This window comes from Butyrivibrio sp. (assembly GCF_015056685.1).
GTDB lineage: Bacteria > Bacillota > Clostridia > Lachnospirales > Lachnospiraceae > Butyrivibrio.
The window spans coordinates 1-21,681 of sequence record NZ_SVFW01000059.1 but is presented as its reverse complement, the minus strand read 5'-3'; the positions used below and the strand labels follow the sequence as shown (position 1 = coordinate 21,681).

General features: G+C 39.4%; 24 protein-coding genes and 2 tRNA genes. 2 read left to right on the top strand and 24 right to left on the bottom strand.

Annotated elements, in window-relative coordinates:
* The 22 genes from E7303_RS16105 to E7303_RS16000 all read right to left on the bottom strand — a co-directional run.
* A partial coding sequence (locus tag E7303_RS16105) for a hypothetical protein (RefSeq protein WP_292146427.1) occupies positions 1-296 on the bottom strand: 296 nt, incomplete at its 3' end.
* Between the two features lie 127 nt (positions 297-423).
* Positions 424-747: a FlxA-like family protein gene (locus E7303_RS16100; protein ID WP_292140905.1), complete on the bottom strand. Its 324-nt coding sequence runs from the start codon at positions 745-747 to the stop codon at positions 424-426.
* 17 nt (positions 748-764) lie between these two features.
* Positions 765-2,150, bottom strand: coding sequence for a sensor histidine kinase (locus tag E7303_RS16095; protein ID WP_292140906.1), 1,386 nt, complete (start codon positions 2,148-2,150; stop codon positions 765-767).
* A 1-nt stretch (position 2,151) separates the two neighbouring features.
* Complete coding sequence (locus E7303_RS16090) at positions 2,152-2,874, bottom strand: LytR/AlgR family response regulator transcription factor (RefSeq protein ID WP_292146426.1); 723 nt, start codon at positions 2,872-2,874, stop codon at positions 2,152-2,154.
* 200 nt (positions 2,875-3,074) lie between these two features.
* Complete coding sequence (locus tag E7303_RS16085; RefSeq protein WP_292140911.1) at positions 3,075-3,725, bottom strand: SdpI family protein; 651 nt, start codon at positions 3,723-3,725, stop codon at positions 3,075-3,077.
* Positions 3,709-3,993, bottom strand: coding sequence for an autorepressor SdpR family transcription factor (locus tag E7303_RS16080; RefSeq protein WP_074755681.1), 285 nt, complete (start codon positions 3,991-3,993; stop codon positions 3,709-3,711). The genes E7303_RS16085 and E7303_RS16080 overlap by 17 nt, the downstream gene beginning before the upstream one ends.
* 209 nt (positions 3,994-4,202) lie before the next feature.
* On the bottom strand, positions 4,203-4,793 hold the full coding sequence (locus tag E7303_RS16075) for a helix-turn-helix domain-containing protein (protein WP_292140915.1): 591 nt from the start codon (positions 4,791-4,793) through the stop codon (positions 4,203-4,205).
* A 583-nt stretch (positions 4,794-5,376) separates the two neighbouring features.
* Positions 5,377-6,468, bottom strand: a complete 1,092-nt coding sequence (gene darG, locus E7303_RS16070; protein ID WP_292140918.1) for a type II toxin-antitoxin system antitoxin DNA ADP-ribosyl glycohydrolase DarG — start codon at positions 6,466-6,468, stop codon at positions 5,377-5,379.
* A 14-nt stretch (positions 6,469-6,482) separates the two neighbouring features.
* Positions 6,483-7,091: a DUF4433 domain-containing protein gene (locus E7303_RS16065; protein WP_292140920.1), complete on the bottom strand. Its 609-nt coding sequence runs from the start codon at positions 7,089-7,091 to the stop codon at positions 6,483-6,485.
* A gap of 163 nt (positions 7,092-7,254) precedes the next feature.
* Complete coding sequence (locus E7303_RS16060; RefSeq protein ID WP_292140922.1) at positions 7,255-7,548, bottom strand: hypothetical protein; 294 nt, start codon at positions 7,546-7,548, stop codon at positions 7,255-7,257.
* 2 nt (positions 7,549-7,550) lie between these two features.
* Positions 7,551-8,588: a DUF6017 domain-containing protein gene (locus E7303_RS16055; RefSeq protein ID WP_292146425.1), complete on the bottom strand. Its 1,038-nt coding sequence runs from the start codon at positions 8,586-8,588 to the stop codon at positions 7,551-7,553.
* 20 nt (positions 8,589-8,608) lie between these two features.
* Positions 8,609-9,004, bottom strand: coding sequence for a replication initiator protein A (locus tag E7303_RS16050; RefSeq protein WP_292140927.1), 396 nt, complete (start codon positions 9,002-9,004; stop codon positions 8,609-8,611).
* 3 nt (positions 9,005-9,007) lie between these two features.
* Positions 9,008-9,916, bottom strand: coding sequence for a ParB/RepB/Spo0J family partition protein (locus E7303_RS16045; RefSeq protein WP_292140930.1), 909 nt, complete (start codon positions 9,914-9,916; stop codon positions 9,008-9,010).
* Positions 9,906-10,691 (bottom strand): ParA family protein, encoded by a 786-nt coding sequence (locus tag E7303_RS16040; protein ID WP_292140932.1) that lies wholly within the window; start codon positions 10,689-10,691, stop codon positions 9,906-9,908. The genes E7303_RS16045 and E7303_RS16040 overlap by 11 nt, the downstream gene beginning before the upstream one ends.
* 238 nt (positions 10,692-10,929) lie before the next feature.
* Positions 10,930-11,193 carry a 30S ribosomal protein S18 gene (gene rpsR / locus E7303_RS16035; protein WP_022775254.1) on the bottom strand — a complete coding sequence of 88 codons (264 nt, stop codon included), beginning with the start codon at positions 11,191-11,193 and terminating at the stop codon, positions 10,930-10,932.
* Between the two features lie 18 nt (positions 11,194-11,211).
* On the bottom strand, positions 11,212-11,664 hold the full coding sequence (locus E7303_RS16030) for a single-stranded DNA-binding protein (protein WP_022775256.1): 453 nt from the start codon (positions 11,662-11,664) through the stop codon (positions 11,212-11,214).
* 18 nt (positions 11,665-11,682) lie between these two features.
* Positions 11,683-11,970, bottom strand: a complete 288-nt coding sequence (rpsF, locus tag E7303_RS16025) for a 30S ribosomal protein S6 (RefSeq protein WP_022775257.1) — start codon at positions 11,968-11,970, stop codon at positions 11,683-11,685.
* Between the two features lie 176 nt (positions 11,971-12,146).
* Entirely contained in the window at positions 12,147-12,902 is a 756-nt protein-coding gene (locus E7303_RS16020) for an NAD-dependent protein deacylase (protein ID WP_292146424.1), read from the bottom strand.
* 96 nt (positions 12,903-12,998) lie between these two features.
* A complete protein-coding gene (locus E7303_RS16015; protein WP_292146423.1) occupies positions 12,999-14,726 on the bottom strand; it encodes an extracellular solute-binding protein in 1,728 nt (575 codons plus the stop codon).
* Positions 14,727-14,778: 52 nt separating this feature from the next.
* Entirely contained in the window at positions 14,779-15,708 is a 930-nt protein-coding gene (locus tag E7303_RS16010; protein WP_292146422.1) for a carbohydrate ABC transporter permease, read from the bottom strand.
* Between the two features lie 13 nt (positions 15,709-15,721).
* Entirely contained in the window at positions 15,722-16,672 is a 951-nt protein-coding gene (locus tag E7303_RS16005; RefSeq protein ID WP_292146421.1) for an ABC transporter permease, read from the bottom strand.
* A 193-nt stretch (positions 16,673-16,865) separates the two neighbouring features.
* Positions 16,866-17,825, bottom strand: coding sequence for a helix-turn-helix domain-containing protein (locus E7303_RS16000; RefSeq protein WP_292146419.1), 960 nt, complete (start codon positions 17,823-17,825; stop codon positions 16,866-16,868).
* A gap of 172 nt (positions 17,826-17,997) precedes the next feature.
* On the opposite strand from E7303_RS16000, the gene E7303_RS15995 reads away from it, so the two are divergent.
* Together E7303_RS15995 and gnpA are read left to right on the top strand one after the other, a co-directional pair.
* Positions 17,998-19,047, top strand: a complete 1,050-nt coding sequence (locus tag E7303_RS15995; RefSeq protein WP_022775266.1) for a glycoside hydrolase family 88/105 protein — start codon at positions 17,998-18,000, stop codon at positions 19,045-19,047.
* 29 nt (positions 19,048-19,076) lie between these two features.
* Complete coding sequence (gnpA, locus tag E7303_RS15990; RefSeq protein ID WP_292146417.1) at positions 19,077-21,245, top strand: 1,3-beta-galactosyl-N-acetylhexosamine phosphorylase; 2,169 nt, start codon at positions 19,077-19,079, stop codon at positions 21,243-21,245.
* Between the two features lie 172 nt (positions 21,246-21,417).
* On the opposite strand, the gene E7303_RS15985 is transcribed toward gnpA, so the two are convergent.
* A tRNA-Cys gene (locus E7303_RS15985) sits at positions 21,418-21,488 on the bottom strand.
* A gap of 13 nt (positions 21,489-21,501) precedes the next feature.
* Positions 21,502-21,573 (bottom strand) — tRNA-Glu (locus E7303_RS15980).
* Positions 21,574-21,681 lie beyond the last annotated feature (108 nt).

Below are 21,681 nucleotides of genomic sequence, written 5' to 3'. Positions count from 1 at the left end.
TCTCTTGTATCAGCACTCTTCTCATTGATCTCATCCTGCAGGCGCTTTATCTCATCTTTTATTCCCTGCATCTGGGCATCCAGTTTCTTTTCTCCGCCAAAAGCATCGGACACGACTTTAAGAGCCTGCTTTTTTGCAAGACCCTGTCGTTGAGCTATCAGGCTATCTCCTGTGAGATTTGCACCTGATATCGTTGTGCTGTTTTTGTTATTAGTATGTGATTTAGACGCAGAATTTACGCCGGTCTGATCCTGAATAAAGCTATTCTGCACATCCATGTTCTGCTGTATCTTCATGAAACACCTCCCTGTGTTGTCAAAAAAGAGCATAGTTACAGCTTTCACTTTTTATATCGGTTCTTAGAAAAACTAAAATAATAGATAATTGAAGATTGTTTATATAAATTTTTTATAAACAGATACATCAAACATATTCATCAATATTTTCGCCTTTACCTTCCTCTTTAATCCGGTCAGGCTCATTTTTATCCTCGTTCTTTTCCCTGTCAGCTTTCTGGTTCTGCTTCTCAGCCTTGATTTTCTGAAGTTCCTGTTCGAGTTCGGAAATCTGCTGCTGAAGATCCTGTTTTTTCTTGATTTCGTCCTGCGATAATTCATCTTTCTTTTCCAGTTCACTAAGTTCTCTCTTCAATGACTGGATTTTTTTCTCAATAGCAGCCTCTTGACCTGATCCCCCCATTCCCTGAAACTGAGCTGCCATACTCTGATCAATACCTTCAACTCTCATACGAACACCGCCTTTCCTTATCTTGGCTCCTGTAATAGAACAGAAACTTCAAACACGTTATCACAAGTTTTTATATCAATATCGCCCATATATTTGTGAGCAACATCTCTTACATTTTCCAGCCCTATGCCATGTACACCAGCCTTATCCTTGGAAGTTACTGGCAGACCGTTTTTTATATTAAACCCATGCTTTCCGTCATAAGAATTGGTCACATCTATCATATAAAATTTCTTTTTCGTATAGCTTCTGATTCTTATATACCGTTCGCCGTCTGCAATCTTTCCACATGCTTCAATAGCATTCATCAGCAGATTGTTAACTATGATTCCTATATCATAAGAATCAAATCCCCATTCCTTGGGATAGATGAAAGATTCTTCAAATTGTATTCCCAATTCCCTGGCAATTTTCTTCTTGTCGCTAATCACTACATCCAGCACAGGATCTCCAGTGCAAATAGTCATTTCAAGCTGGCCCAGTTCCCGGTCTATCCTGGAAATGTACTGATCAATTTCTTCGTAATTTCCATTTCTGGCCAGACCTTTTATATTTGTAAGATGGTTCTTCATTTCATGCCGCATTTTACGAATGCCGCCATAGAAGTTTTGGACTTCCTCCATGCGTTCCTGCATAGCCTTAATCTGTTGTTCCTGTGCAAAGTATTTTTTGCTTTCATCCTGAAGTGCGACCATCTCAAGATATGAAACAACTGTCAGAAAAATGCCGATACAGAACAGAAGCGCAATTGCAGGAACAAACAGTAAGAAAACCGGGTATTCATCATATATTCCAAATACAACATCATCCTTCTGAACAAACAAAAGTCTGTCTACAATTTCTGCAAAAACAATTCCTATAACTGGCATTATTGAAAGATAAGTCCATTCCTTAAAGGATAAATCCAGCTTCTGCTTGATTACCCTGTGACAGATAGTGTAAATCAGAGCAAGTACGCAGGCTCCTTCAACAGCATATACTCCTGAATAGACAAATGCCGTGTTCTTCATAGCAGCTTCAGCAGGAAGGTTCTCCGCTCTTCTTATACTTAGAACATATATAACGCTGTTTCCAAGCAGCCCCACTGAACGAATCAAGCAGAAGAATACGGTTCCCAAATATATTGCAAAATGGCGGTTTATTCCCAGCCAGCCTGAAAGAATTCCGGGAATTATAATAGCCAGAACCATCCCCGGTAATCCAAATGCAGGAATAAACATGGCAATCACAGATAGAAATATATAGATCAGTCCAACGCTGGCTACCTTAATCCCATATCTCTTTTTTCTGCCGTTTTCATCTGAAATAAAAGGCCAAAATGTAACTGTTAGCATGGCGGCATAAACCAGCGTTTGTATTATTGCCATAACCATCTGAAACGAAGAAAAGCTTGTTTCACTCATATTAAAAATCCCCCGGTTCAGACTTCTTCACAAATCTCATGTGTGCCCTGACAAAATCTTTATACTTATATTTTGATATCAGAAGTACTTCTCCGGTCGTCAATGTAACCTCTGACTTGGAATATTCATCCACATATGCCAGGTTTACCAGGTATCCTTTATGAATCCTGCAGAATGAATCACTAAGTTCTTCCTCGAGCTCACCGATTCTTGCATAATACGCTATTTTTCTGTTGTTAATGTGCAAAACAGCCTTATGGTTCTGACTTTCTATATATGAAATATCCTTGAGAGGAACAATCTTCCTGTTTCCATCGTGCTGAATTTCCAGCGATTGCGTATCTGAATCCGATATCTTTGTAACCTTAGTTATTGCCAACTGCATTACTCTGGCAAACTGCTTTTCATCAATGGGTTTCAGAAGATAATGAAAAGCCTCTACATCAAAGGCATTAAACACATATTCGGGATATCCTGTAATAAATATTATAAGTGGCTGCTTATGCGACTTCTTTCTGATCAAATCGGCCACTTCCATACCGGAAGCACTGTCTTTTCCCATATCAATGTCCAAGACAAGAATGTCCGGCTCATAGTTGTTTAAAAAATATTCAGATGAATTAGCAAACTCTTTTATCTCGCAGTCAATATCCTGATCAATTATAAGTTCCCGTATATAATTCCTCACATTCTTTTCATCATCACAGACAGCTATCTTTATCATTACCTCTCCTCTTATACTGATTATATCGACTCTGTTAACCTGCATATAAGTACCTTGACGCAAGTAGCACAGTTATCAGCGTAACTGGACAAAAAAGAGTGTGGCAACTCTAGTCACCACACTCCAATAATATCATTCATGAACCAAATCCGTATCTGTCAAAATCTCTTTTCAGGCTATTAAATCCTCCTGAATTATCATTATGATTGCAAGTTATGATGCTTTACTTGTAGTGAGTAAGAATAAATGTACGGTATCACAGCCATGACAGCAATAATAGCAATCATCAAATATACTTTTGTAAATCCGATCAATGAAAAAACAACAATAGTAATCCCTCCAACAACCCAAAGATAACCAGCCAAGCGATGTGTTCTGTTCCAAATATCTTCATTTGATAAAGTCCACGGTGTTTTTATTCCAATTGTATAATTCTGTCTTGCTTTAGGAAGATAATTACCTAAAACAACAAATGCCAGCCCCATTACCAATTCAGCAAAAAAGGTTATGTTCATCTTATACCCCAGGTTATAAGAGTACATTGTAGCTGTAGCAACTATGGAAATTACCGGAACAATCCATAACATAATAGAAAACATTTTGGGACTTATATTTTGTTTCCTTGGATCATGCGCTGTTACTAATGCACCTATCCACTCAACAGCTAAAAGAAGCATCGGAATTCCTATAACTGCAAATGCCTTACTACTGAATCCATTTCCTTCATTGTCAGCTCCAAAATGTGTCGCCATTACATCCGGAAGACTGTTCCACAAAAATATACCGATAATGATTGGAAGTATAGTAATAACGCTTGCAATTATTAAGGTTCTTTTATTCTCTTTCAACATCTGAATCGCCTCCTTTTAGTGTTGAAATCCACAACATGATTTCTTCTAAAACACTGGTGTTTAACTGATAAAATATATAATTTTTTTCTTTACTCTCAAAAATCAGATCGGCTTGCTTAAGTATCTTTAGGTGATAAGATATGGTCGCTCCTGTCATATCGAAATGAGCCCCTATTTCTCCGGCTGATAGGGGACCTTTCTTTAGCATTTCCAGTATTTCTCTCCTAGCCGGATCTGAAAGAGCTTTGAATGTTTCGGCAAAGGCCATGGCATGACTCCTTTCCAAAGCTATTTAGAATATTTTCTAAATAGAATATATAATTTTAAATCCAATAAGTCAAGAGCTATTTAGACAATTTTCTAAATAGCTCTTGACTTATGAACAATTCTCTTATATGAATAAGTTTCATTGAATTATGATAGATACCGATAAAATCTCTTTCTCACCATCATATTGTTTTATAATCTTATACTCAATTAATAATTCATTCCAGGAAATGCAATCATTCCCGCAATAAAGAATCCGAGAGCAATCACCACTATCACACCTGTAAGTATTGCCGCCCAGAAAAGTGTTTTCTTATAAGCTCCACCCTTTTTCTTCTGAATCAGCACTCTTACAAATAGCGCAATTACAGCAACAATACATACCAATGGCAGATAGACAAATATTGCCGTCATTACTATTTCTGACAAAGTCATGTTTTCAATGGCAAGCATTAGTAATACTACTACTGCTACTACACCGAGTATTACCACAATGCTTCGTTTCTCCGCATCCTTAAGCTGTTTATCAGCTACAGAGATGGTGTTTCGTAATGCCTCGGAAACAGCCTCTTCATTAGTTACCTGTGTTACATTTTTTTCTGCTCTCATAAGTTCCTGTACGCTGACCTGCAATGCTTCTGCAAGAGGCTCCAGTGTGTTGATATCAGGAAATCCTAATCCTCGTTCCCATTTACTAACCGCCTTATCAGTTACCATTAGCTTATTCCCCAGATCTGCCTGTGTCATACCAAGTGCTTTTCTCTGATCTGATATGAATTTTCCAAATTTTGAAGCATCCATCTGTCAGCTCCTCCTTTCAAGGAGCAGAATAAATCTTTTGTCCCAGATACCGCAACCGACGAATCGTTTAGTCCAGTATTATAGGGCACTCTACGAGTAGTTTACTCCTCCAAAATCCTCATGTATATAACATTTCAGTTTCTTAACCATCTTTTCAGTGCACAAGCTGTCAAGCCAGACACTATTCCTAGTAATTCTAATATATTGTTACGCATGGGAAAAACCTTCACATAATCTATAATTAACGATTAAAAGCCGTTTTTGCCAACTTAACTGATATCCTCTTTGAGCGCATCAATTATAGTATCATCCTTTATCTTATTCACGCTAAGAAGTATACTTAGTCCAACTAAAGCAAATACAACAATAATTACCAGCAAATACAATCCCAAATTAATATCAAATGAATACATTTTATCAGAAATAAATGAGTACATTACATAGCTAAGCAAAGCAGAAATCGGAATTCCTAATAGAATAATTTATCAGTTCACAGCTGCAATAAATAATTAATCCAAAAGAAAGCTCCTCGGAAATATACATTATTCCCAGGAGCCTTCTTGCTGTTTAACATAATCAAATATCAGACACGCATTGTATCCATCAACTGTCCACTGCAATTGACCTTCATCTGTGATAGCATCGCCATATTTTGAATCGTATCACATAAGTCGTATTCTTTTTCGTCTTTCCAACGAGGTTTCCAATCAAGAACATAATCATATACATCTTTGTCAGAAACCTCATCAGAAGTTTTCACCAACTGATCATATGAGTACAAAACTGTTGCAATCATCTCAGCCTGTTCCGTACTCTTAACCCTGCCAAATAAATCAACCGTTTTTTTCACCGCCATAAGTTCTTCTTCTGAAAACTTTTCTTTATGAATCTCAACACCCTCAGATACACTAAGAGAAATCATCTTTCCAAGCTGCTTTTCTACAACCAGATTAGCATTAGCCAACGCAGTTATACTATCTTTTACCTGGGAGGAGAAAGGACCATAACTACCCTTTGAAAACACAAATCCCGTATTTACTCCATTGCGGGTTAAGACATAACATATCTTTTGATATATGGTCCTCCCCACCTTTAATGCATATCTTCTCTCGTTTAGTTCTTTTACGACTTGAAGGATTAGATACCACTTTGGATTCACTCTTGAATTAGAGTTTCCGACCACATTTTCCTCTTGTACTGTCCCAGAAAGAAACTCTGGTGACATTTCTCTTGCGCTCGTTCCAAACGGGGCATATATCACTATAGATATAGGTAGCTTTTCCAATTTTTGATACATTATAGGTCCCACAACATCCCAACTTAACCCACCATTCCCGCATCCTAGCGGTGGGAATGCAATGTGGTCTATTCCTAGAGCCGAATAGTTTTGAACAAACCAATCAAGCCCATCGACAACATAAGATAGTCTCGACGGAGAGCGCCAATGATCCTTGGTTGGAAAATTCAAAATATCCATATTTTTTTCATGAAAAATATATGGCTGCCCTGGTTTCACAACGCCTCTATCACATTTTAGCTTATAATCCATGAACATGTCCGGAAAGCGTTTTTTAAACTCTAATGCTATTCCTTTACCCATAACACCTACACAGTTAACAGTGTTCACGATGGTGGAACAATTACTTTCAAATATATCACCTATTTTTACTATCATTTCACCATCTCTCCTTAAAAGAAACAATCATGATCTACATATATCTTTCGATCAAATCCCATATTTAGCAATTTCTGTTCAGCTGATTTATCATACACAGCCGCTCCAATAACATAATCAAATGGTACTTTATAAGGAATAAGTACTTCAGCACACTTTACAGATTTCTTATGAAAATATACGAATCTATTCTCATCCGTCCAATCCTTCGCATATACCAAATCAAAATCAATTCGTTCCAATCCATCTTCAGGAGAGTAGAAACTTGCATATTGGCTTGATGCATTGCTATCAGAAACTATAGCGCCATCAATATCAAGTACCTTTATACTAAACTTAAGAATACAAAGGTTTTCATTCTCTTCTTTCTTTTTATAAAGCATCGGATTCTTGGAATCAAAATACAAATTTGCGTATTTGTGCAGTGGCATCCCATTTGGTACATATACTACATCTCTACGTTCTTGTACCTCCTGCATAGCAATAGAAATATGCTCTATACTTGATGCCTTTTCATTGGACAATAAACCACGAGCCATTATAGATGGAATGTTATCTATTGATTGAATATTATATAATCCAGTTTTACCCGTTTTCTTAGAAAACAGCTCTGATGTTTTCATAAAACACTCCGTTACATTAGAATTATAGCATGACCAGCCTTGTTTGAACACATGTTCGCATGCAATTATTTTATCTATTTTAATGAAATAATTAATTTGTATCATAACACAAAAGCTCTACTCTTAATACCCTACTATAAACAGGCATTTTTCTTTTAAGTATTTATGATGCTAGAATTTCACCAATCTTATCTCCAATCCCTTCAAGTGCCATGCCTACTGCAATTGCTGCAAATGATATTAGAAACGCCCCAAAAGACATTCCCACAGATATAGCCACAGCTCCCCACATTTGCTTGCTGACATACATGAATATTATTGCAAGCATCACGAGATAAAAGAGCCCCAGGAGCACACAGCCAATTCTGGAAAGCACTTCAACCCAAGTCCTGATGAAGCAAACCATCAGGAATACCGGTAACAATATAGCCTTAAGCAATAGTTTTAATATAAACATAGTCAACCCTCCATCAATTCTTCAAACTCGTTATTCTGTGTCTTCTCTGAAACAATCTTGCCCCAGTCTCTATTAACTTCAGCCTTTATGCTGGCATCCATAGTCAAAGGCTCGTTATAGAGCATGGCCATGAGATACTGTTTAGGATTTCTTGGTGGTTCAGGGAGCTTTAGGAGCTTAGCTATTACTGACTCAATGTGAAATGTATCAAGCTTCATAAATCTGCTCTTGACCATATTGGCGCTTCTTTCCTGACTCTCAACCATGAATGTCTCTTTCGTAGATGTAAGTGTGTCTACCATTAGATCCACTATCCCCTGTACTACTGTTTCATCACCAGGGAAGATGCTAATAAGCCTGTCTGGAGCGATATTATCAATGACAATTTCCCTGTAAGCTTTTTCTTCCGCATCTCGTCCTGTCGCATCTGTCCTTACTTTTGTACTGTTAGCAGGATAGATATGGATAAGATTATTATTAATATTTTTATTAATATTTTTTTTATTAGCGTCCTGATCATAAACTTCTAGAGTGTTAGATTTTGGACTTCTAGAAGTCCCATTCTTAAACTTCTTGAAGTTTACATTTTGGACTTCTGAAACATCCTCTTTTTCTCCTGAATCCCAATTATTAAACTTCTGAGCATTCTCTTCAGCATATTCATCCTCAGTAAATTCCTGTTCAGCCTCAACAATTCTCATGACATATATACGGGATGTTCTTCCCTGTCCCAGCTTTACACGCTCTATGAGGCCAACACCACCATCTGCATCCAGTTCATCCAGAAGTTTAAAAACTGTATTTCTGCCAAGGCCAAGATCCTTCTGAATACTCTCTGTAGAATAGTAGATAAAGGCCCTTCCTTCATTATCAATCTGATTATTCTTCGCTGATAATTTCATCCTATCCAGCATAAGTCCGTAAAGATACTTGGCATATACAGACAGCTTTCTGAGTTCCGGATCTGTTTGAAGTGCTTTAGGAATGATGAAATAGCAATTTGAAGCTGTTTCCCTTCCGTTGAAATATTCGAACTTCATTTCCCCATTAACTCCCTTCATTAGTTCAGACATGCAATTTTTGCAGGTCTGGAATCACTTTTTTCATCCTTATAGATAAAGTTCTTAACATAATACAAGTTTGGTTTTCCCTGACCTCTGACACATATATCAACTATTCCGAGGTCTTCAAGCTGCTTTAATGAATCACTAATTGTTCTTGTAGATAGCCCTATGTCCTTATGCATCTGCTCCAGAGGATAGATCACATAGAGTTTTCCATCTTCATCGCGCCATCCATTTCTGTTGGCAAGCCTTATTCTCTGTAGAAGGATTCCATAGACAACCTTGGCCTCTATTGAAAGAGGCTCAAAGGCATCATCTATGAACATGAGAAGTGGTATTTCCACCATTGCATATTGGAGCGCCTGTTTCCCATAATGATAATCAAGTTTCATCGCTTAGCCCTCCTGTTCTTCTTTCCACTTTGCAAGCAGGTTGAGAATGATTTTTTCTCTTTCCCTGGACGACATGTGTGATGGGAAGAATTTATTCAGTTTCTTTTCTGAAAGAGCAACCTTTCCACTCGTCTTAATCTCAGGCAATGCTCTGTTAAGTGCCAAGATGGTCGTATGCTGAGTCATGTTCGCAAGCCCAGGTTCCTTTTTTAGAGCTTCTATCTGTTCTGGCTTGATAAATCCATTTTCTAACCTGTACTCGTAGATCCACTGTTGCACTTCTTTATCGAAAAATGCTATCTCATAACCCAAAGCAATGGATATCTGCTTTTCATCTACCATTCGCATAAGCTCCGGGCTGAGATCCGTTAGTTTCACATACTTACGAACTTGCCTGTCCTTAAGTCCAAAAGATTCACCAACTTGATCTCCAGTTAACTTTTGGCACTCAGTGCCAGAAGTCTCTTCAAGGTCTGTTCTTTTTCCCTGACGCTTTAATGCATCCATCTTCATCTTCAATGAAAAGGCTCTCTCACTAGGCAGGATCTCTTCACGCTGAACATTGCTATCAACCATCACTATTACAGCTTCATCATCAGACATTTCTTTCACTATAGCCGGTATCATATCCAGCCCGATCATCGAAGCCGCATGCATCCTTCTGTGTCCGGAAATCATCTCGTAACCGCCTTTTCCATCAGGCCTTACAAGAACCGGGGAAAGAATGCCGTTTACCTTAATGCTTTCCTTTAGTTCTGCCATTTTCTCATCATCAATAACCTTAAATGGATGATTCTTGAAGGAATGTATGCTTTCAAGTTTGAGCATCTCTGTGCCTTCTCCTGTGAGGTTAGGTGCTCCTAATAGTTCATCTACAGATGCAAAATGTATCTTTTCTCTCTTAGCAGCCATGAGCTAGCACCTCCTTTGCCAGTGAATGATAAGCAATAGCAGCTTTTCCCTTCGGATCATACTCAAAGATGCTCTTTGCCACAGAACTGATCTCTGCAGCCCTTACTGACAACGGTATCTCTACTGGAAATACCGGAATGCTCTTACCATATACTTCGTTTACTTCAAGAGATATGTCCTTGGCATAATTGGTCCTGTTATCAACCATGGTGAGAAGTATGCCTTCGATAACCAGCTTTGCATTTAAACGCCTTTTAACGGTGTAAATAGTCTTTATAAGCTGTTGTAATCCCTTTACCGGTAAATAAGCCGCCTGACAGGGAATAATGACCGAATCAGCACATGCCAGAGCATTTACAGTCATGACGCCGAGGGAAGGCATACAGTCGATAACTATGTAGTCGTATTTGTCTTTAACGGATTCAATATAAGATTTGAGAACAAGCTCTCTACTCATGGTGTTAACAAGAGAAATCTCTACTGCAGAAAGCTCAATATTGGATGGAACAAGGTCAACATTCTCTCTTACGTTGATCACTGCATACTTATCAGGTATTTCTTCCTCATTGACCACCTTAGAAAGAACACCTACAAGTGTTTCCTCTAACTGGTCCGGTTCATCATATCCAAGACTGATTGTCAAAGATGCCTGAGGATCTCCATCAACCAGAAGGACCTTCTTTCCTTCTGAAGCAAGACCTGTTCCAAGATTGACAGCGGTAGTGGTCTTACCCACTCCACCTTTTTGATTTGCGATTGCTATCACTTTAGCCATTTTTCACTTCCTCCTTTGAGTTGTTTTGACGACGAACCCAGGTTATACGAGGAAGGAATCTTCAGAATAACAAAAAAGACACTTTTTAGAATTTCTTCTAGAAAGTGCCTTTTAAAAAGCTTATTTCCATGTTTATAAAGAATTATCGGTAATTATTGGGCATTATCAGGAACGATTTTTATGTCCTTTTTATGTCCTTTGGTGTTACCATTACCTCAAACCCTTGATTTTATGCCGATTACTCAGCTACGTAAGGCATCAGTGCCAAGTGACGAGCTCTCTTAATTGCAGATGTGAGCTCTCTCTGGTGCTTAGCGCAGTTGCCTGTGATTCTTCTAGGAAGAATCTTGCCGCTTTCAGAAACGAATTTCTTAAGCTTTGCTGTATCCTTGTAATCGATTACATTATCCTTGCCACAGAAAACGCAAACTTTCTTTCTTCTGTGCATTCCGCCCTTTCTCCTTACAGGAGCATCGGACTTATCAGACTTTGTGAAAGCCATGGTTAATTACCTCCTTAATTAATTGAAAGGAAGCTCCTCGTCAATTCCGTCAGGAATGTTCATGAAGCCATCCCCAGCCGCAGAAGGTGCAGGTTCATTTGAAGGTGCATTGTCATAGCTAACGCTGTTTCCAGCAGAAGAGTTCTTAGACTCTGCAAACTCCTGATCCTCTGCAACTACATCAGTTGTGTATACCTTAACGCCATCCTTGTTGGTATAGCTACCAGTCTGGATACGTCCTGTTACGATAACTTTGGTTCCCTTTCTAAAATACTTCTCAGCGAACTCTCCAGCCTTACCAAAAGCTACGATTCCAATAAAATCAGCTGTCTGTGCGTCCTGCTGATCTCTTCTCGCAAATCTTCTGTCAACTGCAAGTGTATATCTTGCAACAGCTGTAGCTGACTCTCCCTGTGAATATCTTACGTCTGGGTCTCTTGTTAAACGTCCACATAGTATAACTTTATTCATATTTTCGTCCTCTTCTATTTAAGCCTCGTTCTTAACGCATAAATATCTGATGACGCCGTCCATAATTCTCATACGAGCTTCGATCTCTGCTGGTGCAGTAGGCTCGCCGTCGAACTGGATGAAGTAGTAGAAGCCTTCTGTCATTTTCTCGATCTCATAAGCGAGCTTCTTTTTACCCCAATCATCGACATTAGTAATCTGACCACCATGCTTCTCGATAGTCTTCTTTACTTTCTCGATGACTGCTGTTCTGGCATCGTCTTCGATCTTTGCACTAACAACAACGGCTAATTCGTATTTGTTCATGCTATTGTTACCTCCTTTTGGTCTCTGGCTACTTGTATCAGTCAAGCAGCAAGGAATTTATCACAGAATGGTATGTTATCATATCCACGTGATAAATGCAAGCATTTTTCCGTATTATTTTGCGTTTTTTCTGTGGCTTTTTGCAGTGTTGACAGTTACCTTATTTCTTTTGACTGTTATAGCTCTATCCCCTGTAATTTAGCCAGTTCTGTGAATACCTTTCCAATTTTCTCTCTTATTATAAGAGTATTCTCAGCTCCTCTGACTGCTATATCGCTCTCATTTATTACTACTAAGCTTTTTCCCCTAAAATAATTAATAAATGAAGCTGCAGGATAAACTGATAATGAAGTTCCTCCTATAATAAGCATATCAGCTTTAGAAAGAGCTTCTATTGCCCCTGACACCTGATCTTCAGGAAGGCCTTCTTCATATAATGTGATATCAGGTCTTATTATGCCTCCGCAGCTGCACTTTGGTATAGGCTCATCAGATTCAAAAATATAATCCTCCGGATACTCTTTTCCACAGCTCATACAGTAGTTCCTGAGCGCGCTTCCATGAATCTCATATACAACTCTGCTACCGGCTTTCTGATGAAGACCGTCTATATTCTGAGTTACAATGCCTTTCAGTTTTCCCGTTTTTTCAAGGGCTGCCAGATACTTATGGGCATTGTTGGGCTCTATATTTCTGGTATCCATCTTTTGTCTGTGGAATTCATAATAGACTTTTGGCTCATACACAAGGCAACTATGGCTTAAAAGATATTCCGGCTGGTATTTATCAAACCTGACATCGTGCTGATTGTACAAGCCATCCTTGCTTCTAAAGTCCGGTATTCCGCTTTCCGTGGACACACCCGCACCGCCAAAAAATACAATGTTTTCCGATGAATCTATTAGTTCTTTTAGCTTCTGAATTTCTTCCATAGTTCCCCCTTTCCAAGCTCAATATCAATTATAACAAATTGAGCCGCCCGATTACATCGAACGGCTCAATAAATTTCTTTTTACTTGTAAAAAATATTACTGAAGGTGTGTAGCAAGACCATCATCAAGGAGCTGCTTTCTCTCATCGATAACTGCCTGATATCCAGCCTCAAGGTACTTCTGTGAAAGTTCGTCATAAAGTGCATCGAACTCTTCCTTAGGGCACATTGTAAGCTTATCACGATACTCAGCATAGAGGTCATAAAGTGTCTGGTTGTACTCTGTTACTGACTCAAGAGCCTGAGCAAACATGCAGTCTGAGTTAGCATATCCAGCGTTGTAAAGAGCTACCTGTCCATTGTAGTTAGCAAGGATGTCAGCTGTGAAGTCCTGAGGAAGTCCCTGAGGAGCGATTGCAGCGATATCTTTTTCAATTGAACCAAGTGTCTTAACAGCTGTTACTGCGCACCAGTAGTCAACGTTGTTGTTGTGACCCTGCTGCTCTTCAAGACCTGTCTGATCACCAACAGCTACCGGATCGCCTGCTTCGTTGTAGTTGAAGTTAACACCTTCGATACCCCATGTCATTGTGAAGAGGTTCTCTGGCTGTGAAAGCCACTCAAGGTACATCATTGCTGCTTTCATCTGATCTTCTGTAGCATTGTTTGAGAAACCGATCATCATACCAATGTTTGAACCAGGTCTGTATGAGTTGTTTGATCCCCATGTCTCATCCTGTGTGAACTTACCAGAGTTAACAACAAGACCAAGCTTTGCATCAGGCTCGTTATCATAAAGAGCTACAAGAGTATCCATTGTTGATGAAATATAACCTGACCATGTAAATGACTTGCCGTTTACGAAATCAGAAATTGCTTCTGAAGCATCTCTTAAGTAGTACTCAGGATTAAGATATCCATCATTGTAAAGTTCGTTCTGAAGCTTTAAGTATCTCTTCTGAGCTTCTGTTGAAAGAGCTGGGATCTGATAGTCACCAGTTGTGCACCATGTGATCTCATCCTGTGGATAATCTCTGAATCCATAGTTCTGGTCGATACCTGCACCTGAAACTTTTGTTCCTCCTACAGGATTCTCATGTCCGTTTTCTACAAGCTTTGCATAGAGTTCAAGAAGCTCGGTTGTTGTCTGAGGATACTCTGTGAATCCTGCTTCCTCAAGCCAATCCTGACGATAGAATGTTCCCCATGTATATGTTGTGTTGCCGTATGGTCTGAATCCAAGAACGAGGTAATCTTCGCCTTCAAACTTTGTGTAGTTAATGTTTCCTGAGTCTACCATTGACTGATAGTATGTAGGAGCGATCTGAGCGAACTCATCAATGCTGTATGGCTGTAAATATCCATCAGACTCCCATGTTGCAAGCTTATCATAGTCATATTCCATACATACTGTAGGAAGATCCTGACCTGCTGCAAGCATAGCATAGTCAGTCATAACATCACTTCTTGTGATTCCAACATAGCTGATGTTTACGTTGTACTTGTCACCAAAGTTCTCCTGAACCCATTTTGTCCAGTAGTTGTTCTCAACATCTGAACATCCGTTACCATTGTCTCCTCTGTCATATACAGGGATCTTAATGCTAACTGTCTCAGCAAATGGCTCCCATGAGTCCATTCCGGCACCAGCTTCTGCTGTAGCCTCTGCTGATGTTGCTTCTGTTGCTGCTGCTTCAGCTGTTGTTTCTGTAGCAGCCTGAGTGTCTCCACCCTCTGTTGTAGTTGCAGTCTCTGTTGAGCCACAAGCTACAATTCCCATTACCATGCTTGCGCTAAGTAATGTTGCAAGAATCTTCTTTTTCATTTCTTTCCTCCTTAATATAAGAAAATGTATGTTAATATTTTCTATTTCTTCGTTAGCCTTTCACTGCACCTATCATAGTTCCCTGAACGAAGTATTTCTGAAGGAACGGATAGATTACAAGGATCGGTATTGTTACGAACATAATGCTGGCAGCCTGAAGTACTTCAGGTGTTGACTGTGTTGCTCCGCCTGTATCTGCAAGAGATGCTGTCTGTGCCTCTGCTGCAGACGCAACGAGCTGATACAATTTGTACTGAATGAGCTTAAGGTCTGCGCTTCTTGTGTAGTACATGTTATCTGCATATGAATTCCATCTACCAACCGCATAGAAAAGAGAAAGTGTAGCAAGGATTGGCTTTGATAACGGAAGTACAATTTTTCCGAGTATCTGGAAATTCGTAGCTCCGTCAAGGAATGCAGATTCTTCCAAACTGTCAGGAATTGTACTCTGGAAATAGTTTTTCATTATGAGCATGTTATATGGTGAATAGATAAGCGGTAATATCAAAACCCATACTGTATCTAAAATATGTAAATCCTGATAAAGAAGATATGCAGGGATGATACCTGCGCTAAAGTACATAGGCACCATCAAAAGGAATGTGAAAATATGTCTTCCTTTAAGTCTCTTTTTTGATAAAGGATATGCTGCGCAAGTACATACGACCATTCCAAGTAACGTAAATACAAGAGTTACAATTGCCGAAAACAGCATTGAATGAGTCATTGTTGAATCGCCCAACACTCTTGTATAGGCGTCAAGTGTAATATCTTTTGGCCAGAAATAAACCTGTTTGGACATTACAACTGTGTTTCCTGAAATTGACTTAGCTGCTACATGAATAAAAGGCAATACGCAGGTAAGACAAAGCAGTACTATGAATATGATCATTACAGCATCACTGATTCTGAATTTATTAACGGCGTGAGCTCCACCTGCTGAAGTGGACACCTCTTCGCCTCGAACATTCTTCTTTGACATTTAAAGGCACCTCCTACAGCAAACCATCTTCGCCAAGCTTCTTGGCTATTCTATCTGAAATAAGTACAAGGAAAAGTCCAATGAGTGACTGGAAAAGACCTACCGCAGTCGCCATAGAGAACTTACCGGTTCCAAGACCTTTGTTATAGATATAGACAGCAAGCTGATACTGGAAGTCTTTTACCTGTGTATTCTCAAGAGCTGTAAGACGCTCGAGGTTACTTCCCATTACACGACCAAGGTTCATAATAAGAAGTGTAACGATTGTGCTTCTGATGCCTGGAAGTGTGATGTGCCACATTCTCTGCCATCTGTTTGCACCGTCGATCATGGCTGCTTCATAAAGCTCTCCGTTAATACCGGTGATAGCTGCCAGATACAGGATTGAGCCCCAGCCCATACCCTGCCAGACACCAATCAGCAGGTAAGTGAATGCCCAATGCCATTTTTCATTTAGGAATGGTATTCCATCCTGAATGATACCCGCATTCATCAAGGCTATGTTCACAAGTCCCGATGAGGGCTTAAACATTGTAAGCGCTACCGAACCGATTATGGCCCATGAAAGGAAGTGTGGCAGATAAAGTATTGTCTGCGAAACTTTTTTAAATTTCTGGAAACGTAATTCATTTAAGATAAGTGCCAAAATTATCGGCATAGGAAATCCAACAAGCAAATCCGATACATTGAATACTATTGAATTTCTAAGTGCTCTGATAAAGTCAGCATCTTTAAAGATTTTTTGGAATGTACCAAATCCTACCCATTTACTACCGGCATATCCCTTAGCTGGCTTGTAATCCATAAATGCCATTCTAAGTCCTGGGTAAGCACCATAACAAAATACAAAAACTAGAATCAACGGAATAAGCAAAAGTAGGTATAACTGCCAATCGCGCTTAAGTGCATTCTTCCACGATGTGGTTGTCTTTACCCCCATGCTTTTGGTGTTACTCTTTTTCATACTATATTGCTCCTCCCCTTTTATAAGTTAAATCCTAAAATAATTTAGATGGTATATCTAATCACTTAGTCGAAAAAACTTTGCATAATCGACCATTTATTATCAACTTTATAGGTCGATATGTTGCATTTTAATAATTGGAAAGAGCAATAATTGTTAATTTTTCACAAATCCATTTCTTCGATTTTCCGTTTTACTTCTTTTCCTCAGAAAGATTCTGTGCCTGCATCCATCCTGTATACTCTAAGATAGATGCATTATCCACCTTGGCCATGCGATGGCGCCACTCACTGGGCTGAGTGCCCATGATCTCTGAAAAGTGCCTGTTAAAGCTGGATACAGACCTGAAGCCCACCTGCTCAGATACTGATAGGATTGATTCCTCTGTTGTTCGTAAAAGAATGCACGACTGCAGTATCCTGGTGGTATTAAGGTAGCTAAGAGGACTTGTGTTCATTATCTCATTGAAGACTCTTCTGAAATGAGTCTGACTCAGATGGCACATGTCAGCCAGATCTTCTATAGGAAAATTAACCATATAATTATCCTTGATATAATCCAGCGCAGGTGCGATAACTATGGCGTTTTCGTGTGTTTCTTCATCATCCTGAGTCAGATCTTTATTGTCTGAATAAATCCTCATCATCTTCATAAAAAGAGATAACATCAGGCCCTTAACGGACAGCTGATAGTTCATTCCTTTGTGGCTCAGCTCCTCAATGATCTCAGTTATAAGAAAATAAATATCCGGATAATCCTTGCGATTGATTATCATCTGAAAGTTCTGCATCATATCTTCAAAAATATTTGCATAGGGCGAAGCTCCGCCAAAGTCACCTTTCAGCAGCTCTGCGGGCTCAAGGAATATATATGACCAAAGACTCGCCTCTCCCTTATTACTATAAGTGGTGTGAGGAACATTGCGCGAAATGAAGGTCATATCACCCGCCTTAAACTGAACAGGCCTATTGTCAAATTCGATCACGCCGCTATCCGAATGACATATTCCTATTTCCAGACAGTTGTGAAAATGCAGTTTCCCCGACTTCACGTCTGAAATATGCCATCTGTCCCCAGATAAAAGAAGTATCGGAAAATTCAAAGGAAGCTCATAATTTCTGTATTCGATGACTGTTTTCTTTGGTTTAGACATTCTTTTGCCCTCTTCTTCAGATGTTAAAATATCGTCTATTTCATATATTCACTTATTCTATATCAAATAGTTGAAATTGCATAGTTTTTTTATTTACTTGAATAGACTTTTCGACCATCCCAATCTATAATTTGCTCAAAATATTATTATCTTGGGATAAAAAGAGGGCACTATGGCAAATCTAATTTATGACAAAAAAGAAATTGAGAAAGCTATTGACCAGATCGTAAAAAGAACCATGAGAATGGACCTTACATGGGACTGGCCTGGTGGAGTAGCTTATTATGGCGTTTGCGAGGCATATCTTGCTACTGAAAAAACGGAATATATCGAAATGCTCAAAGAAAGAATTGATGAGTACATTGAACTTGGCCTTCCATCATGGACCGTTAACACATGCGCTATGGGCCATGCAATGCTTACTCTTTACGAATATTCAGGAGACGAAAAATATCTCGATATAGCAAAAAGCAAAATCGACTATTTGGAAAAAGATGCTCTTCGCTTTGGAGACAATGTTCTCCAGCACACTGTTTCAGTTAACAACGATTTCCCTGAGCAGTGCTGGGCAGACACTTTATTTATGGCTGCATTCTTCCTTTTAAGAGCCGGAGTTCTCTTAAAAGATGAAAAGCTTATAGATGATGCTCTTAATCAGTACTACTGGCACATAAAATACCTTCAGGATCCTGCTTCAGGTCTTTTCTATCATGGTTACAATAACATCACAAAAGACCATATGTCTGGTTTCTACTGGGGACGTGCTAATGCCTGGGCAGCATACACTATGTCAGAAGTTGGACGCGTTCTTCCAGAGTGCTATCTGTATCCAAAATTCCTTGATATCGTTGGTTCTCTTAACGAACAGCTTGCTTCAATCAAGCTGTTACAGACAGAGAATGGTCTTTTCAGAACTATTCTTGATGACCCTGATTCATATGAGGAGATATCAGCTTCCTGCGGAATCGCAGCAGCAATGATCAACAAAGGAAATCCTCTTCACATCAAATACATAAATAAGGCTACCAAGGGCATACTTGAGAACATATCTGAAGACGGAAGAGTTCTCAATGTTTCAGGTGGTACTGCTGTTATGAAAGACAGAGATGGCTACAGAAACATCTCAAGAGACTGGATCCAGGGTTGGGGCCAGGGTCTTGCACTTGCCTACTTATCAGGAGTTTTGAATTACGACAAGGTAAGAAGTGATGGCGCACTTTAATCAACATAAACACTTGGGGGGACAAACCGATGGATTCACAAAATAGTCAAACTAAGGGAGGGTTCACTCTCCCAGGAGAATCAGGATACGAGAAACTCACTCTTGATCTTGCACAAAAATGGGGAGCAGATGTAATCAGAGATAGTGACGGAACTGTTTTATCAGATGAAATCCTTAACTCCGGATATGGCATCTATTCAACCATCTGCATAATCAGAGATCATAATGCTTGGGCAAAAGAAAATATGGACAAGCTTCAGCAGACATTCTTAATGACACAGCCAAAAATTGCTGAAGATTCTTACCTGACTTTTCATTTGCTGGATGATTTTTTTGAAGAACAGTTCATGGTTAATGACAGCAAGGCTTCCATGAAGTATTGGCAGGTTTTTGATAGAACTACCAATCAGGAAGTCAGCAGCAGTTTCTGGACCTACGAAAAAGAAGCTGGAAATGTCATAGTTAACAATGTTATACCTTGGCACAGATATACCGTAAGTTTCCTGGCTTATCGTATATGGGAAGAAATTTCCATGTACAACCACACAACAAATAACTGGGACAAAGAGCATCTTATGCAGATTGATCCCATTTATCCTGAAACACAGGAATATATGCTCACATGGCTTCGCAACTGGTGCGAAACTCACCCTGCTACTACTGTAGTAAGATTCACTTCAATGTTTTACAACTTTGTCTGGATCTGGGGTAGCAGCACCCGCAATCGTAATCTCTTTACTGACTGGGGTTCATACGATTTCACTGTCAGCCCAAAGATGCTTGATGCATTTGCAGAAAAGTATGGCTATAAACTTACCGCTGAAGATTTCATTAACAAAGGTAATCTTCACGTAACACATATGCCACCTGTAAAAACACAGCTGGATTACATGGATTTCGTAAATTCCTTCGTAGTATCTTTTGGAAGAAAACTTGTGGATATTGTTCATGAATACGGCAAAAAAGCTTATGTATTCTACGACGACAGCTGGGTTGGTGTTGAGCCATACAGCAAGAGATTTAAAGATTTTAATTTTGATGGTCTCATAAAATGCGTATTTTCCGGTTATGAGGTTAGACTCTGCGCCGGTGCGGATATAGGAACTCACGAGCTGAGATTCCATCCATACCTCTTCCCTGTTGGACTTGGTGGTCTTCCAACCTTCGCTCCCGGCGGAGATCCAACAAGAGATGCAAAAGAGTACTGGAATCATACAAGAAGAGCTTTACTTCGAGCAAAAATCGATCGTATCGGACTTGGTGGTTACTTACATCTTGTTCAGGATTATCCTGACTTTGTCGATTATATCGCAAAAATATCAGATGAATTCAGAACAATCAGAGATCTTCATGAGTCAGGCTCACCTTATACACTCGATATCAATGTAGCTGTTCTTCACAGCTGGGGAAGCCTTAGAAGCTGGACTTTAAGCGGTCACTTCCATGAGACATACATGAATGATCTTATTCATATCAATGAAGCTTTATCAGGACTTCCTGTAAACGTATCATTTATAAACTTTAACGATGTTAAAACAACTGACTTGTCTAAATACCAAATTATCATCAATGCCGGCGCTGCAGGTACAGCATGGAGCGGCGGAGATAATTGGAGTGATCCTGCGGTTGAAGAAATACTAACTAAGTGGGTATATGAGGGTGGAACATTTATTGGTGTCAATGAGCCTTCAGCTGTAGAGGGCTTTGACGCCGCATTTAAGATGTCCTCCGTCCTTGGTGTAGACAAAGATACCGCAGCAAGAGTTTGCCATGGTAAATGGTCATATGAAGTCTCAGATATTAAAGATTTGATTCCTGAAGGAAGTAATATCCCTGAGAGAGCTCATGTTCATCTTACAGATGGAAACGCAACAGTCCTGGCTGACAAAAATGGTAATCCACTCTTCACCTGCAATAACTTTGGTAAAGGAAAAGGTATCTACCTTTCAACATTTGAAACAACAACCTTAAACAACAGATTACTGTTTAATATCCTTTTATTTGCAGCTAATAAGCCATTGAAGCAAAACTATATTACTGATAATCCAGCAACAGAATGTGCTTATTTCCCTGCTAACAAGAAATTGATCGTAATAAACAACTCTGACTCAGTACAATCAACTACAGTAGAAACTGAGTTCGGAAATAAATCCTTCAACGATATTGCTCCATTTGATACTGTTATCGTTGAACTATAATCCAGCATGTCTCTCTTCCTAATATAGTTTGTGTTGAAATAGCGATGGTCGTAAGATCATCGCTATTTCTATTCTCATTAAGTATTATAATTCGTTGCTAATACTAATTATCATCTAAGTAATCTGATAAGCATAAAAAAACCAATAAGCAAAAGCTTATTGGTTTCTCTAGAGGTGACAGGCGGATTTGAACCGTCGATCAGGGTGTTGCAGACCCACGCCTTACCACTTGGCTATGTCACCATATTCAATTGAATGACTCCGACGAGAATCGAACTCGTGTTACCGCCGTGAAAGGGCGATGTCTTGACCGCTTGACCACGGAGCCATATACTTTGCAACCGTGCTACGGTGCTTTCGCTCCGGCTGCCTCACTAGGTTCGGAAATACCTCACCAAGTGATCATCCAGGCTACGTACTAAGCTCGATAAGACCT

Bases quoted from the DNA above. Each gene is read 5' to 3' on its own strand.
- E7303_RS16100 (WP_292140905.1), bottom strand. From the start codon at position 747: ATGAGAGTTGAAGGTATTGATCAGAGTATGGCAGCTCAGTTTCAGGGA.
- E7303_RS16095 (WP_292140906.1), bottom strand. From the start codon at position 2,150: ATGAGTGAAACAAGCTTTTCTTCGTTTCAGATGGTTATGGCAATAATA.
- E7303_RS16090 (WP_292146426.1), bottom strand. From the start codon at position 2,874: ATGATAAAGATAGCTGTCTGTGATGATGAAAAGAATGTGAGGAATTAT.
- E7303_RS16085 (WP_292140911.1), bottom strand. From the start codon at position 3,725: ATGTTGAAAGAGAATAAAAGAACCTTAATAATTGCAAGCGTTATTACT.
- E7303_RS16080 (WP_074755681.1), bottom strand. From the start codon at position 3,993: ATGGCCTTTGCCGAAACATTCAAAGCTCTTTCAGATCCGGCTAGGAGA.
- E7303_RS16075 (WP_292140915.1), bottom strand. From the start codon at position 4,793: ATGGATGCTTCAAAATTTGGAAAATTCATATCAGATCAGAGAAAAGCA.
- darG (WP_292140918.1), bottom strand. From the start codon at position 6,468: ATGATAGTAAAAATAGGTGATATATTTGAAAGTAATTGTTCCACCATC.
- E7303_RS16065 (WP_292140920.1), bottom strand. From the start codon at position 7,091: ATGAAAACATCAGAGCTGTTTTCTAAGAAAACGGGTAAAACTGGATTA.
- E7303_RS16060 (WP_292140922.1), bottom strand. From the start codon at position 7,548: ATGTTTATATTAAAACTATTGCTTAAGGCTATATTGTTACCGGTATTC.
- E7303_RS16055 (WP_292146425.1), bottom strand. From the start codon at position 8,588: ATGAAGTTCGAATATTTCAACGGAAGGGAAACAGCTTCAAATTGCTAT.
- E7303_RS16050 (WP_292140927.1), bottom strand. From the start codon at position 9,004: ATGAAACTTGATTATCATTATGGGAAACAGGCGCTCCAATATGCAATG.
- E7303_RS16045 (WP_292140930.1), bottom strand. From the start codon at position 9,916: ATGGCTGCTAAGAGAGAAAAGATACATTTTGCATCTGTAGATGAACTA.
- E7303_RS16040 (WP_292140932.1), bottom strand. From the start codon at position 10,691: ATGGCTAAAGTGATAGCAATCGCAAATCAAAAAGGTGGAGTGGGTAAG.
- rpsR (WP_022775254.1), bottom strand. From the start codon at position 11,193: ATGGCTTTCACAAAGTCTGATAAGTCCGATGCTCCTGTAAGGAGAAAG.
- E7303_RS16030 (WP_022775256.1), bottom strand. From the start codon at position 11,664: ATGAATAAAGTTATACTATGTGGACGTTTAACAAGAGACCCAGACGTA.
- rpsF (WP_022775257.1), bottom strand. From the start codon at position 11,970: ATGAACAAATACGAATTAGCCGTTGTTGTTAGTGCAAAGATCGAAGAC.
- E7303_RS16020 (WP_292146424.1), bottom strand. From the start codon at position 12,902: ATGGAAGAAATTCAGAAGCTAAAAGAACTAATAGATTCATCGGAAAAC.
- E7303_RS16015 (WP_292146423.1), bottom strand. From the start codon at position 14,726: ATGAAAAAGAAGATTCTTGCAACATTACTTAGCGCAAGCATGGTAATG.
- E7303_RS16010 (WP_292146422.1), bottom strand. From the start codon at position 15,708: ATGTCAAAGAAGAATGTTCGAGGCGAAGAGGTGTCCACTTCAGCAGGT.
- E7303_RS16005 (WP_292146421.1), bottom strand. From the start codon at position 16,672: ATGAAAAAGAGTAACACCAAAAGCATGGGGGTAAAGACAACCACATCG.
- E7303_RS16000 (WP_292146419.1), bottom strand. From the start codon at position 17,825: ATGTCTAAACCAAAGAAAACAGTCATCGAATACAGAAATTATGAGCTT.
- E7303_RS15995 (WP_022775266.1), top strand. From the start codon at position 17,998: ATGGCAAATCTAATTTATGACAAAAAAGAAATTGAGAAAGCTATTGAC.
- gnpA (WP_292146417.1), top strand. From the start codon at position 19,077: ATGGATTCACAAAATAGTCAAACTAAGGGAGGGTTCACTCTCCCAGGA.